Source organism: Candidatus Saccharibacteria bacterium oral taxon 488 (assembly GCA_013099195.1).
Classification (GTDB): Bacteria; Patescibacteriota; Saccharimonadia; order Saccharimonadales; family Saccharimonadaceae; genus Nanosynbacter.
On record CP039999.1, the window covers coordinates 440,129 to 454,345 of the forward strand.

Here is a 14,217-nt window from a genome sequence, read left to right on the forward strand (position 1 = left end):
AAATCGCCCGTTTTTCAGAGCGATTTCTGAGTTCGCATTTCCTTGGCAATTAGCCACGAGCAAAGTGCGCAAAGGCGCGGTTGGCCTCGGCCATCTTGTGGGTGTCTTCCTTCTTCTTGAAGGCAGCACCAGCTTCGTTGTAGGCGTCGACGATTTCCAGTGCCAAACGCTGTGAATATGGCATGCCGCTGCGAGCGCGAGCTGATTGCACCAGCCAGCTAAACGCATAGTGCAACTGACGGTGTCCTTGAACTGGGAACGGAATCTGGTAGTTGGCACCACCGACACGGCGGCTCTTCACTTCAAAGTTTGGACTGACGTTTTTCAAGGCCTTCTCAAACACTGCCAGTGGATCTTCTGAATCCAATTTCTTAGCAGCAGTTTCCAGCGCGGTGTAGACAGCACGTTCAGCCGCCAACTTCTTGCCGTCCAGCATTGATTTATTGATCAAGCGCTGCACCAACACACTTTGGTAGCGGCGGTCAGGTTGTAATTGGCGTTGTAGTTTCTTGGTAACTTTACGAGGCATGATTACTTATCCCCTTTCTTAGTACCGTACTTTGAACGGCCCCGCTTGCGGTTGTTGACACCCTGGAGGTCCAACGCGCCACGGACGATGTGATAACGCACACCTGGAAGGTCAGGCACACGACCACCGCGGATCAAGACCACAGCGTGCTCCTGCAAGTTGTGACCTTCACCACCGATGTAGGCCCAGACTTCGTAGCCGTTGTTTAGTTTCACGCGGGCAACTTTACGCAAAGCTGAGTTTGGTTTCTTTGGCGTCTTGGTCGTCACACGCACACAAACACCACGCTTGAGCGGTGCATTTTGGTCGTAGTAACGCGTTTTCAGGGCGTTGTGAATGCGACCCAGTGCTGGCGACTTGGACTTTTTCTTAGCCGTTTGACGCGGTTTACGCACCAATTGGTTGATAGTTGGCATCCAATTTCTCCTTGGTTGATTTACTAATGATGGCGATTCGCCTGGTGGCTCTATAGTAAGCTGGCGCGGCATTGACACGCAAAAACCAGCTTCTCTTAGCGCCTACGGCTTGGATTCAGCAACTCCGCCCCGTGTCTATACCTTTTCTGCCGAGCATGCAGTCTGTACACATTCAAACCACCGCGCACTCCGAAAAGAGGAAACTCTGGGGATATTATAGCATAGACTGCGTGCAATTGCTATAGAAAAACCGCCCCGTACCCATCGGAGCGGTTTCTGAGAAAGAAAGCTGGTTGGCTTATACGGCTACAGCTAATTCCTCTTCCTGGTTGTCAGCGAACTCATCCTCGCTTGGCTCGTCGGTTTCCATCTCTTCGACAGCGCCCGTTCCCACTGGGATCTTGCGGCCGATGATGACGTTCTCCTTGAGACCATGCAAGTGGTCAGCGCGGCCAGATACGGCAGCGTTGATCAGCACGCGAGTGGTGTCCTGGAAGGACGCAGCAGATAGCCATGAGTCGCTCCAGATGGACACCTTGGTGATACCAAGTAGCAACTGGGTGTAGCTGATGAGGTTTTTGCCTTCAGCGGCCAGCTGCTTGTTGGTGTTCACCACCGCAGCCTTAGAAACGATGTCGCCCGTCACAAAGTCACTGTCGCCCGCGTCTTCGATCTGGACGCGACTAAACATCTGGCGAACGATGATCTCCAGGTGCTTGTCGGCCACGTCTTGACCCTGAGCGGCGTAAATACGCAGCACTTCGTTGATGATGTAGCGCTGAGTCGCCTCGACGCCCTTCAGGCGCATCAAGTCGTGTAGGTTCAATGAACCAGCCGTCAAGCGATCACCAGCCTCGACAACGTCGTTAGCCTTGACGACCAATTGCATGTTGCCAGGAATCTCGTAGCGAGCCGGTGCGCCAGCTTCAGCAGCGATCACTAGCGTGTCTTCTGCCGCTTCAACCACACCATCAAACGGTGCGACCAGCGGGCGAGTGTCTTCCTCGCCAGTTGCCAGCACGTCGCCAGCCTTGACGCTTGAGCCAGCCTTGACCATGATGGTTCGGCCGTCCAGCGGCAAGCGCTCAACGTTACCAGATTCTGGAGTGACTTGGACGATGTACTTTTTGCCATCTTCCCAAACGTCAACTAACCCGGCAATTTCCGCAACAAACGCCTGGCCCTTTGGTGTGCGCGCCTCAAACAATTCTTCGACACGCGGCAGACCCTGGGTAATGTCACCACCAGCAACGCCAGAGTTGTGGAAGGTACGCAAAGTCAGCTGAGTACCTGGCTCACCGACTGACTGAGCAGCGATGACACCGACTGGCTGATGATTACCAACCAATTTACCAGTTGACATATCAACACCGTAGCTGCGCTGCGGGATGCCGTTGAGGTTGTTGGTCGACAAGACTGATTGAATCTTGACGCTCTGGACGCTTTCATCGTCATCAATTGAGTCAGCAATTTCCCGAGTGATCAATTCGTCCTTGTTGACGTGACCCGGAATCGTCTCAGCGGCATAACGGCCAGCCAAGCGGTTCGAGAAGTCGATCATCGTTTCCTCAGTTTCTGAGCGGTAGATTGCATAGCCCTCGTCGTCACCTTCAGCGTCCTCAACCGTGAAGACGTCCTGTGCCACATCAACCAAACGGCGGGTCAGGTAGCCTGAGTCAGCGGTCTTCAGCGCGGTGTCGATCAGACCCTTACGCGCACCACGGGTCGCCACGAAGGCCTCAAGGCTGGATAGACCGCCAGTGTACGAACTACGGATTGGCAGCTCAATCTCGCGGTTAGCGGCGTCGACCTGGATACCGATCATGGCGCTCGCCAGCTTCACGTTGGAAATATCACCACGAGCACCAGAGTTAACCATCATGGAAATACTGGTGTCCATGTGCGCCAATTGATCCTGGAGGAAGGTCGTAATCTTATTGTCCACATTCCGCCAGGCATTGACCGTCAAGTTGTAGCGCTCATCCTCAGTGATCAAACCTTGGTCGAATTGCTCAGAAATCAAGGCCGCCTTGGCGTCGCCCTCAGCCACGAACTCAGCGATCTCATCAAAGTGCACATAGTCGGTCATACCGGTTGACACGGCCGCAGTTGTCGCGAAGCGGAAGGCCTGGCCCTTCATGCGGTCGGCGATCTTGGCAGTTTCCTCGGCACCGTACTTGTTGAAGATTTGCGCCAATACCTTCTTCAGCTGCTTCTTGGTCTGAACATTGTTGTCGTACGGGAAGTCCTCTGGCAAAATCTCGTTAAAGAAGACGCGGCCCAAGGTCGTCTGGCGCAGCTTGCCCTTAGCATAGATGCGAATTGGGGTTTGCAATTGAATATCGCCCTGGTCGTATGCCAACTCTGCTTCATAAACTGAACTAAATGCCTTGATGTGGTCAGTCTGGGCCTGCGGCTTGTCATACGTCAGGTAGTAGTTACCAAGCACGATGTCCTGCGAGATATGCAGCACTGGCGCACCGTCGGCAGGCTTCAATAGGTTGTTGGTGGCGCTCATCAGCTCGCGTGCCTCGGCCTGCGCTTCCTTGGAAAGCGGTAGGTGGACAGCCATCTGGTCACCGTCAAAGTCAGCGTTAAAGCCGGCACAGACTAGTGGATGGAGCTGAATCGCCTTGCCCTCGACCAGGACTGGCTGGAAGGATTGAATTGACAGGCGGTGCAAGCTCGGTGCGCGGTTGAGCAGCACGTACTTGCCCTTGATCGCCTCGTCAAGCGCATCCCATACAACCGCTTCACCCGACTCGATCAAACGAGTCGCCGAGCGAATGTTGTGGGCAAATTCACCCTTGATCAGCCAGCTGATGACGAACGGCTTGAATAGTTCGAGCGCCATTTGCTTTGGCAGACCGCACTGATTGATCTTTAGCTTCGGGCCGACGACAATGACCGAGCGGCCAGAGTAATCGACACGCTTACCGAGCAGGTTCTGGCGGAAGCGGCCTTGCTTGCCTTTGAGCATATCGCTGATTGACTTGAGGCGACGACGGCTGCCAGTCGAGCTGACTGCCCGACCACCGCGCGCCGCTGCGTTGTCGATCAAGGCATCGACGGCCTCTTGCAGCATGCGTCGTTCATTGCGCTGAATTACTTCTGGTGCATTGAGCTCGACCAGTTTCTTCAGGCGATTGTTACGGTTGATGATGCGGCGATATAGATCGTTCAGGTCAGACGTTGCAAACCGACCACCACTGAGGGCGACCATTGGACGTAAGTCTGGTGGGATGACTGGCAGTACTGTCAGGCAGAGGCTGGATGGCTTGATGCCAGCAGCCTGCATGCTCTCGAGCATCTTCAGGCGCTTGAGCAGTTTCTTCTCGCGCTGACCCTTGGCATGTTCGGCTTCCTCGCTCAGCTGGGCGATCAGTTCTGACAGATTGATCTCGTCCAGCAAGGCCTTGAGCGCGCTGGCACCCATGCCGACCTCGATCAGCTCGTCGTACTCTTCTGGCAAGTTGCGATAATCCGTCTCCGAGATCAGCGCGCCCTTGATGAGGCCCTCGAGCTGTGATTTCTTCGTGGTGTACTTGTCATTAAGCTCGTCAACCTCGCGGCTTTGTTCCTTCGCCAGCTGCTTGATGTCGGCATTGTCAGCTTCTGCAAGCTGCTCGTAGCGCATCTTGATCGCCATCCGACCCGCCTCAGTCTCAGCCTCCAAATCCGCCAGGTATTGGTCGCGGGTGACTTCATCAACCTTGAGAATGACATAGGTCGCAAAGTAGGCGATCCGCTCAATATTACGCACCGTCATGCCTAGTAGCAAGCTCATGGCACTCGGCGTGCCGCGCATAAACCAGATGTGCGCCACTGGCGCTGCCAACTGGATGTGACCCATGCGCTCACGGCGAACGATTGATTTGGTGACGAGTTCGCCGTTTTTATCAACTGCGGCCTCGCGTGAACGAACACCTTTGAGCTTGGAATCATGCGGATTGATGTCCTTGACCGGACCGAAAATCCGCTCGCAGAACAAGCCGTCGCGCTCTGGCTTTTGGGTGCGATAATTGATCGTCTCTGGCTTGAGAACCTCGCCGTGACTCCACTTTAGGATGTCCTCGGCGCTGGCCACCGCTAGGCGCACCGCATCAAAATCGCTAATTCCGGTCGCGTTAAATGAATATTGCGCCATCTTACGCCTCCTCCTTTATCTCTTCTACTTCGTCAATATCTTGTACGCTCATGCCGGCCTCGATGTCGCCGATGTCGTCTGATTCGTCTAAGTAAACTTGGTCATCGTCATCATCATCGTCGCTGGTGGTTTGTGGCACGGTCTTGTCGGCTGGGCCGCTCGAAGCAATAACATGCTCAGCGTCAACCACGCCGCCCTCATCAAGCAGGTCAACCCGAAGGCCCAATCCCTGGAGCTCCTTGACGAGCACGTTGAAGGATTCTGGCAGTTTCGGCCCGATGATTGGCTCGTCCTTGATGATAGACTCGTAGGCCTTGGCACGGCCATACACGTCGTCAGACTTGATGGTTAGCATTTCCTGTAGGGTCGCCGCAGCACCGTAAGCCTCCAGCGCCCATACCTCCATCTCGCCGAAGCGCTGACCACCGTTCTGCGCCTTACCGCCGAGCGGCTGCTGGGTGACCATGGTGTACGGGCCAGTTGAGCGGGCGTGGATCTTGTCAGAAACCATGTGGTGTAATTTGATCATGTGCATCACACCGACTGTGGTGCGCTCTTCAAACGCTTCACCAGTGCGGCCATCGAACAATTGACTCTTGCCGTCACGTGCCAAACCAGCCTTTTCTAGTTCATCAGAAATTGTTGCTGATGGCACACCATCAAACGACGGCGTTGCCACGCGGTAGCCTAGTGCTCGTGCCGCCATACCCAGGTGTGTTTCAAACAGCTGACCGAGGTTCATGCGGCTTGGCACACCCAGTGGGTTCAAGATCACGTCAACTGGCGTACCATCCTCCATGAATGGCATATCCTCGACTGGCAGTACCCGCGCAACCACACCCTTGTTGCCGAAGCGGCCGGCCATCTTGTCACCAACACCGATCTTGCGCATCTGCGCCACGAAAATTTGGATTTGCATCAGCACGCCAGCCTTGAGCTCGTGGCCATTCTCGCGGCTAAAGATCTTGACACCGACGACTTTGCCGCCGCCAGCATTGTTCATCCGCTGTGAGGTGTCGCGCACGTCCTTGGCCTTTTCACCAAAGATGGCGCGCAGCAGACGCTCCTCAGAACTCAGTTCCTGCTCACCTTTCGGCGTAATCTTACCAACCAGCACGTCGCCAGCCTTGACCTCAGAACCAATTTGCACGATACCGTTTTCGTCTAAGTGACGCAGACTGTCTTCTGACACATTCGGAATGTCGCGGGTGACGATCTCTGGGCCGAGCTTGGTCTCGCGAACCTCCACGTTGTAATCCTTGATGTTAATACTGGTCAAGCGATCGTCCTCCACCAAGCGGCGGCTGAGGATAATCGCGTCCTCCATGTTGTAACCGCCCCACGGCATAAAGGCCACCGTCAGGTTTCGCCCCAGCGCAATCTCGCCCTCGGCAATCGACGCGCCCTCGATGAGGATGTCGCCCTGCTTAACCCTATCGCCACGGGCTACCCGAACTTTCTGGTTGTAGCAGCGATCGTCATTGTTCTTGACGAAGTGTCGCAGTGCGTAGACCTTGACGCCATCAGCATACTTGACATGAATTTCATCAGCGTCAGCCCGCACCACTTCACCGTCGGCCTCGGCCTGGATCAGGTGGCCGCTATTCTCGGCTACCGCCTGCTCGATACCGGTACCGACAACCGCCGGCTCTGGCGTGAGTAGCGGCACTGCTTGGCGCTGCATGTTCGAGCCAGTCAAGGCGCGGTCAACACGGGTTTTCTCGATAAACGGTACCAGCGCCGCCGTCGAGCCGAGAATCTGCTTGTGAGCAGCATCCATAAAGGTAACTTCTTCGACGTCGACCTGACCTGGCTGGAGGAATTTACGGGCACTGACACGGCTGTCGGTGAATGACTTGTCATCATTCAAGCGCGCCCCAGCATCGGCGATAACTTCGCTGGCTTCCTGAGCAGCGTCCAGATAAACCACTTCGTCCGTCACTCGGCCATCTTTGACACGCAGGTACGGCGTCTCGATAAAGCCATATTCATTGACCCGTGCGTAAGTAGCGAGGTTCAGCACCAGGCCAACGTTGGCACCCTCTGGTGTCTCCACCGAACAGATACGACCGTAGTGCGTTGGGTGAGCGTCGCGCACGTCAAAACCAGCCCGTTCGCGGCTCAAACCGCCGGGGCCCATCGAGCTCAATCGGCGCTTATGACTAAGCTCAGACAGTGGATTAACCTCATCGAGGAGCTGACTGAGCTGTGAGCTAGTAAAGAATTCACGCACTGCTGCCACCACCGGCCGCGCATTGATCAATTGGCTTGGCGTGACGTTCTCCATATCAGCCACACTCATCCGGTCCATGGCATTACGTTGCATCCTCAGCATACCGACGCGGAACTGACGGGCAATCAGCTCGCCGACCAGCTTGACACGGCGATTGCTCAGCGCATCAATGTCATCAGCTGGCTCCTGGGTATTGTTGAGGTGAATAATCTCGCGGATGATGGCCACCAGGTCGCTCATCTGGAAGATACGGTTTTCAGCGGTATTAGCAACGTCCAGACCCAGGCGCTGGTTCATCTTGTACCGGCCAACCCGACTATAATCAAAGCGCTTGAAATCAAAGAACATTCGCTCGATCATCTGGCGTGCGTTATCAACCGTCGCCAAGTCGCCCGGCCGCAAGCGACGATAGACCTCGATCAGCGCCTCATTAGCGCCACGCGCAGTGTCTTTCTCGAGCGTTTCCTGAATGTAACTAGTCTCGCCCGTGTCGATGTCGGCAAACAGTTCGCGAATTTCTGAGGTTTTTGGATGGCCCAAAGCCCGTAGTAACGTCGTCACCGGTAGCTTGCGGCGGCGGTCAATCTTGACATAAATCGTGCCATTGGTTGCCGTTTCAAACTCCAGCCATGCACCACGGCCTGGGATCATCTTGGCACCGTAATAATTACGACCAGCCACCGTATCGGCGGTAAAGAACACACCGGCCGAGCGGATTAACTGGCTAACCACCACGCGCTCCGTACCGTTGATGATAAACGTACCGCGCTCGGTCATCCATGGATAATCACCGAGGTAAATTTCTTGTTCCTTGACTTCGCCCGTGACTTTGTTGGTCAACTCAACGGTTGCGTGCAGTGGCGCTTCAAACGTCAAATTGTTTTCCTTGGCGAACTGATCAGTGGTCTTTGGCTCGTCAAAATGATAACTGCCGAACCGCAGTGCCAACTTCTGACCAGTGTAGTCGTCAATTGGGTTAATTTCTGAAAAGATTTCGCTCAAACCATCCTCGACGAACCAGCGCCACGAGTCCTCTTGGTGAGCGATGAGATTTGGCATGGCGATCGCACTGTCTGTTCCAGTGAAAAAGACGCGCGCGCCACGAGTGGTCTGTTGAGCCACAGGCGTTACTCCTCGCATTGATTAATAATTGGTGATCACGGCCGGAAGATCTCTTAGTCTCAGCACGAGCCCGAGGTTTGCCCGCCCATCAAGCTCGCCCCTCGCTAAAACTACACTACTTCACTGTGACACATTATGACGCATAGAACGATGAATTGCAAGAGAAAAATAATGAAAAATTGACTATTGTTAAGCAGCGGCTAGTTCTAAACGAAGGCACACTTCACCCAGTAATCTAGCTGCACGCTCACCGTCAGTGATCGTCGCTAACCATTCCCAGCTTCCATCGGTTTGAAGTTGCGCCGTATGTAGTCGATAATTACCAGCGACACCGCCAACCGAGTCACGTTTGACAATACGGCTAACTTGGTGATTTTGCGGATTAATATCTTTGACGTGACCCGGTAGTAGTAGAGCCCGCTCGTCAATATACATACCAAGATATGTTGGCCGACTATTTGGCCCAGTCTCATGATTAAGTACCGCATTTACCAGTCCCCGAAACAGATCCCAGCGTTTCATATTTCTAGCCCCATACCGCTCGAGATATATCAGATTATTATCCTGTACATCCGGAATATCTGAGGCCAAGCCTAAGGCGTCGGTTCGACCTACACTTGCTGCCGCCTTGATTGACGCATCTGCGAGCGCAACATAGATACCACCCTCGGCAAGATCGGCTTGCCTCCGAAGTACTTCGGGCGTAAACTGTTCAGATTGATACAATCGCCTTGTCTCGCAAGCGCTGATATCTGGCTTCACATGTACGAGAGACTCAACCCACAAGTGGCGTAGCTCATCACACAATGAATCGGTAATATCACCACCACTTAATCGAACTGTCTCGATCATGTCCTCTCCTGTTTATGAAAATATACTACAAGTATCGAGTAATGCTGTCAAGAATCCGCGCGTGCACTTCCTTCGGCGTGCCGGTGGCTGACAATAGCGGGATATTTCGCTCGGCGGCGATGGCCTCATAGGCGTGGTTAACCCTGTCCTGAAACGACTGCTCACGCGACTCAAATGTATCAGGATGAGCGATGCGCCCGCGCTCCGCGATGCGCTGCTGGCGCTGGGCGTCGCTGAGTGTCAAGACCACCATCGCGTCCGGCTGCAGGTATCGCTCGTCGGTAAATAGCTTCGTCATCCGCATAATCTCCTCCGCATCCAGCCCGTCGCCATAGCCCTGATAAGCCAGTGTCGAGATGTAATTACGCGCGCTGAGGACGATCTCGCCGCGCTGTAGGGCTGGCTGGATCTTTTCGCGCCACAACTCGCGCCGCGCCGCCGAAAATAACGCTAGGTTAATTTCGCTAGAGCGCACTAGATTGCCATTTTTGACAATGCGCCTCAGTTCATTGGCTACCGGCGTCGACTTTTCTGGATCGTCACTGCCTGGCTCTTCGACCACACACACGACACGGCCGCGCTCCCGGAAATAATCCGCCAGCATGGCTACTTGCGTTGACTTGCCGGTGCCGTCGTTGCCTTCGATGACGATGTATCGACCGGGACGGCTCATTTGATACCCTTGCCTAGGCCATTAATAATCGCCGGAGCATGACGCCGATCCTTGAATGCCCGCGGCAGCATCGTTTCTGGACGCCAGCTATGGATAAGCTCGGCGAGATCGTCGGTGTGCTGATACTTGCCGCTCATGCCGCCACGCCCGCCGGCGTAACCGCCGTCCACCGGCCCGGTCTGGTGAAAAATTAATTGCCCGATGCGCTCGCCAACTGGCAAGACCACGCTTTCGTGCTTGTTCAAATTGTAAATCTCGAGCGTAATCCGATTGATATAGCCCGGGTCGATCCAGCCGGCATCAAAACACACCGCCACACCATTACGGCCCCACGAGCTGCGGCTTTTCACCTCAGCTGCGCCGCCATGCGCCCGAATGCCCACGAACTCGTGGGTGTGCGCCAAGATCCGCTCGCCAGGACGCAGTACAATGATCGGATGCTCATCCGGAATATTACGAAACCGCGTAAAGCCGTTATGCTCGCACCACTCGGCATGCGGCATCGCCATCAGCGGCCCCTTGAAATACCGCGCTACCTCCGCTTCGTCAAATGGATTATAGACGCTTGACTGATCGTCAAATTCCTGTTTATAAAAATAATGTCCCAGCGTAAAATCCAAGCTAGCCTCTGACACATTGTCCGGATCAAATGGCGTACAGACGATCGTTCCCTCCTCGATCGCTGCCAAAATTTCCCGGTTTGAATACACGCTCATGCCGCGCCTCCTCTTGTTTATCTTACCTCACTCCCCCGAGTGATTCTATTATGACAACATTTACCCGCTCGGGCAAGCTTTTCGTAAATTTTACATCATGCTAGACTGGGGGTATGGAGAAAGCCATCATCGTTGCCTATGATACCAACCGCGCTATCGGCCAGGGCGGCGATTTGCCGTGGGGTCGCAGCTTGCCAGCAGATTTGGCGAATTTCAAGCGGCTGACCAAAGGCGGCGACGTCATCATGGGCCGAAAAACCTTTGAGTCGATCGGCTGTCGCCCGCTGCCAGAACGTGAAAATATTGTTATTTCTTCGCGGCCGACAGGCGTCAAGGGCGTCCTCACCGCAGTGAACCTAGAAAGCGCCCTAGCGCTAGCTCGTTACAAAACCTTCATCATCGGCGGGGCGCGGGTGTATGGCGAGGCGCTGAAGATGCCCAAAATTGACACTATTTATGCCACCGAGGTTGACGCCGCATTCCCGGATGTCGACACCTTTTTCCCAGAAATTGACATGGCCATCTGGCAGGAAGTGAGCCGCGTCCATCATCCCGCAGACACCGAGAACAAGTACGACTTTGATTTTGTGACGTATCGTAGAATAATTTAGCTGGGATCAACTCCGAACACCTTTGGATAATTTAGTGCGCCAACAAATTGTCCGAACACACTACACCGCAATCGGCGCCTTGATCGGTGGATGATGTTCGTAATCCTCTAGACGAATATCATCAATGGTGAAATTGTCAATGTTCTTAATGTCAGGATTCAGCCACAGTTTCGGTAGCGGCAGCGACTGGCGCGACAGTTGCTCGTCAACCTGCGCGCGGTGATTATTATAAATATGCGCGCTATTCAGCGTGTGGATGAATTCGCCGGGCTGTTTATCAGTCACCTGGGCGATCATCGACAGCAGCAGGGAGTAGCTGGCGATATTAAACGGTACGCCGAGGAACATGTCCGCCGAACGCTGGGTCAGCGCCAGATCCAGTTTATCTTTCTCGCCATTTTCATCTGGCCGCACATTAAACTGGAACATGGTATGACATGGCGGCAGACCACCAGATTGCACAATGTCGTCAATTTCCGCCACGTTCCAGGCGCTGACGATGTTGCGCCGCGACGTCGGATTGTTCTGTATCATGTCGATGGCGTTGTGGACTTGGTCAATCGTCCCGCCCTTGCCATCGGGCCATTTGCGCCACTGCACGCCGTAGACTGGGCCCAAATTACCCCACTCCTCGGCAAACGCGTGGTCAGTCGCAATCCGCCCAATGAATTGCTTCATGCCAGCACGCCACTCCTCGCCATTGATCTCAGGGATGTGCTGACCGGTTTTTTCCAAGTAATTCTTGTATGGCCACTCGTCCCAGATGTGCACGCCGTTTTGCGCTAGATATTCAATGTTGCCAGTGCCTTTGAGAAACCACAGCAGCTCATGCGCCACACTGTTGAAATACAATTTCTTGGTAGTCATGGCCGGAAAGCCATCCGTTAGATCATACCGCGTCTGCACGCCGAACACTTCCGTGGTGCCAGTACCGGTGCGGTCGCCTTTTCTCACGCCATTGTCACGAACCTGCCGCAGAGCGTCTAAATATTGTCTCATACTTCCCTCCTCGCCTTTCCTTAATTATGGCAAGATTCCACCGTAACCACAAGCAAAACCAGCGGTAGTTTTCACAACGTCACGCCATATTGAATACATTTATGAATCGCGGAGGGCTTCTTGGAGCCTACGATAACTTGCTCAATACCTTATCCACCAGCCCGTACTGCACGGCCTCGTCTGGGCTCATCCAGTAGTCGCGCTCCATGTCAGCCTTGACTTTGGAGAGCTTCTGGCCGGTGTTTTTGGCCATGATTTTCGCCAGCATCTCCTTCACTTCCAGCGTTTCCTTCAGGTCAATTTCCATGTCGGTTACCTTGCCGCGCGTGCCAGAAGACGGCTGGTGAATCATCACCTTGGCGTGCGGCAGGCAAAACCGCTTGCCTTTGGCGCCAGAACTAAGCAAAAATGCACCCATACTGGCCTGCAGGCCAATACCATACGTCGCCACGTCCGGCTTGATAAAATTCATGGTGTCGTAAATCGCCATGCCATCATACACGCTGCCACCCGGGCTATTGATATAGAGCGAGATGTCCGCCTCTGGATCAACGTACGCCAGGTACAGTAGCTGCGCCACCACGCTGTTGGCAGTATGCTCGTTAACCTCCTCGCCGAGGAAAATAATCCGCTCATTGAGCAACCGCGAATAAATATCAAACGCCCGCTCGCCGTCGGCTGACTTTTCGATAACGGTGGGGATGAGATACGATGTTGTTTTCTGCATACACAATATTATATAAGCCTAGCTTGCTACTGTAAAGGATCGCCCGCTACTCTATACATTGAGACTTTTTATCAACCGCTCTTGCCCCGCACGTATTAGCTCCTGAGCCTCCTCTGTATGGAGCGGCACTAAGCGGACGTAGACCTGGCCCGATTGCTGTCCAGCGGCGACCAATATACCGAGCTGTTCATCAATATACGCAACGTGTTCAAAGCTATTCTCGCCATATTTAATACTCTCATCCCATATACTTGGATTTAATATGGCGCTATCACGCCCTCCTGACCATGTCGCAAAGACACCCATCCGGTCAATAGGGTTACTCCACTGCTTTGAGCGGACTATTGGGCCAATGAAAAGTGTATCTGCATTCGGAGCTATTTGGCGTAGTATATGATCCTCTGGGATGTCTATAGTAATACCGGCTCGGTCAGGCCCGCCGTAGCTAATGGGTATCTGGCCTGTGCCCATCGACGGCATTGTGATATGGCGAATTGACAGCGTTGGATCGAGAAAGGCAAGCTCAGGGGAAGAGAACATTGGTATCGTTGGATCTACCATGGAATCAAATAATGCACTATTTCCCATGACGCTATATCGTGAAGCATAGGGATTTGGTTTTCCACTGTCATCCTTCTCCAGACCATACCCCGCGGCGATAATGTCCTGAATAGGAGCAACATGGGGACTATGGCGCCAATCTTTTACCTCCTTATCACCATCTTGCCTTACCCACGACTGCAGGGCCCAGGCATGACCAAGACCGCGCTTGACACCCTCTGGAGCAAGCATATGTCCTAATTCGTGTGCAATCGTACCAATGGACACGCCACCCACGTCGCGCACAAATGCAACTGGAGGATATTTATCGTCGTACACGGTTAGACCAGCGTAGTAGTCCTTTTCTGTATCAGCAGAATCGACGATAACCAGTGCCATATCACTTTCTTCACGAGCATGAGCCTGGCCAATCAGTTGAAGCAGACGCTGACTATAGGCAGGTTGTTTACCATCCTCAGTTATTCGTGTTGTATCAGGCGAGTGACCATCCCGGGTGAACCGCACATTAAGGTATAGATGGCTAGTCGTTAGCGCGATACGCCCAAGAGCATCTCGTACCCCAGAACTAATTTTTTCAATGCCTTGATGCGGCTCGGCGTTTTCTGGCAATAATTGCACAACGACAACACTT

At 53.8% G+C, this 14,217-nt stretch carries 11 protein-coding genes; 1 reads left to right on the forward strand and 10 read right to left on the reverse strand.

The window, feature by feature from the left end:
- Nucleotides 1–49: 49 nt before the first annotated feature.
- The 7 genes from rpsG to dcd all read right to left on the reverse strand — a co-directional run bounded on the left by rpsG (nucleotide 50) and on the right by dcd (nucleotide 10,688).
- Nucleotides 50–529, reverse strand: coding sequence for a 30S ribosomal protein S7 (rpsG, locus tag FBF28_02355; GenBank protein ID QJU08400.1), 480 nt, complete (start codon nucleotides 527–529; stop codon nucleotides 50–52).
- Between the two features lie 2 nt (nucleotides 530–531).
- Entirely contained in the window at nucleotides 532–945 is a 414-nt protein-coding gene (locus FBF28_02360; GenBank protein QJU08401.1) for a 30S ribosomal protein S12, read from the reverse strand.
- Nucleotides 946–1,243: 298 nt separating this feature from the next.
- Entirely contained in the window at nucleotides 1,244–5,092 is a 3,849-nt protein-coding gene (rpoC, locus tag FBF28_02365; protein ID QJU08402.1) for a DNA-directed RNA polymerase subunit beta', read from the reverse strand.
- A 1-nt stretch (nucleotide 5,093) separates the two neighbouring features.
- Nucleotides 5,094–8,465, reverse strand: coding sequence for a DNA-directed RNA polymerase subunit beta (locus FBF28_02370; GenBank protein ID QJU08403.1), 3,372 nt, complete (start codon nucleotides 8,463–8,465; stop codon nucleotides 5,094–5,096).
- A 171-nt stretch (nucleotides 8,466–8,636) separates the two neighbouring features.
- Nucleotides 8,637–9,299, reverse strand: a complete 663-nt coding sequence (locus FBF28_02375) for a hypothetical protein (GenBank protein ID QJU08404.1) — start codon at nucleotides 9,297–9,299, stop codon at nucleotides 8,637–8,639.
- 25 nt (nucleotides 9,300–9,324) lie between these two features.
- Nucleotides 9,325–9,972, reverse strand: coding sequence for a dTMP kinase (gene tmk / locus FBF28_02380; GenBank protein ID QJU08405.1), 648 nt, complete (start codon nucleotides 9,970–9,972; stop codon nucleotides 9,325–9,327).
- Nucleotides 9,969–10,688 (reverse strand): dCTP deaminase, encoded by a 720-nt coding sequence (gene dcd / locus FBF28_02385; GenBank protein ID QJU08406.1) that lies wholly within the window; start codon nucleotides 10,686–10,688, stop codon nucleotides 9,969–9,971. Before dcd ends, tmk begins: the two co-directional genes overlap by 4 nt.
- 113 nt (nucleotides 10,689–10,801) lie before the next feature.
- Here dcd and FBF28_02390 point away from each other — a divergent pair, with 113 nt between their 5' ends.
- Nucleotides 10,802–11,299, forward strand: a complete 498-nt coding sequence (locus FBF28_02390; protein ID QJU08407.1) for a dihydrofolate reductase — start codon at nucleotides 10,802–10,804, stop codon at nucleotides 11,297–11,299.
- 60 nt (nucleotides 11,300–11,359) lie between these two features.
- On the opposite strand, the gene FBF28_02395 is transcribed toward FBF28_02390, so the two are convergent.
- From FBF28_02395 to FBF28_02405, 3 genes are all read right to left on the reverse strand, one after another.
- On the reverse strand, nucleotides 11,360–12,298 hold the full coding sequence (locus FBF28_02395; GenBank protein QJU08408.1) for a thymidylate synthase: 939 nt from the start codon (nucleotides 12,296–12,298) through the stop codon (nucleotides 11,360–11,362).
- 127 nt (nucleotides 12,299–12,425) lie between these two features.
- Nucleotides 12,426–13,025 (reverse strand): ATP-dependent Clp protease proteolytic subunit, encoded by a 600-nt coding sequence (locus FBF28_02400; protein QJU08409.1) that lies wholly within the window; start codon nucleotides 13,023–13,025, stop codon nucleotides 12,426–12,428.
- Nucleotides 13,026–13,076: 51 nt separating this feature from the next.
- The gene (locus FBF28_02405) at nucleotides 13,077–14,204 is read right to left on the reverse strand and encodes a hypothetical protein (GenBank protein QJU08410.1); all 1,128 of its coding nucleotides are present in this window, start codon (nucleotides 14,202–14,204) and stop codon (nucleotides 13,077–13,079) included.
- Nucleotides 14,205–14,217: the final 13 nt, after the last annotated feature.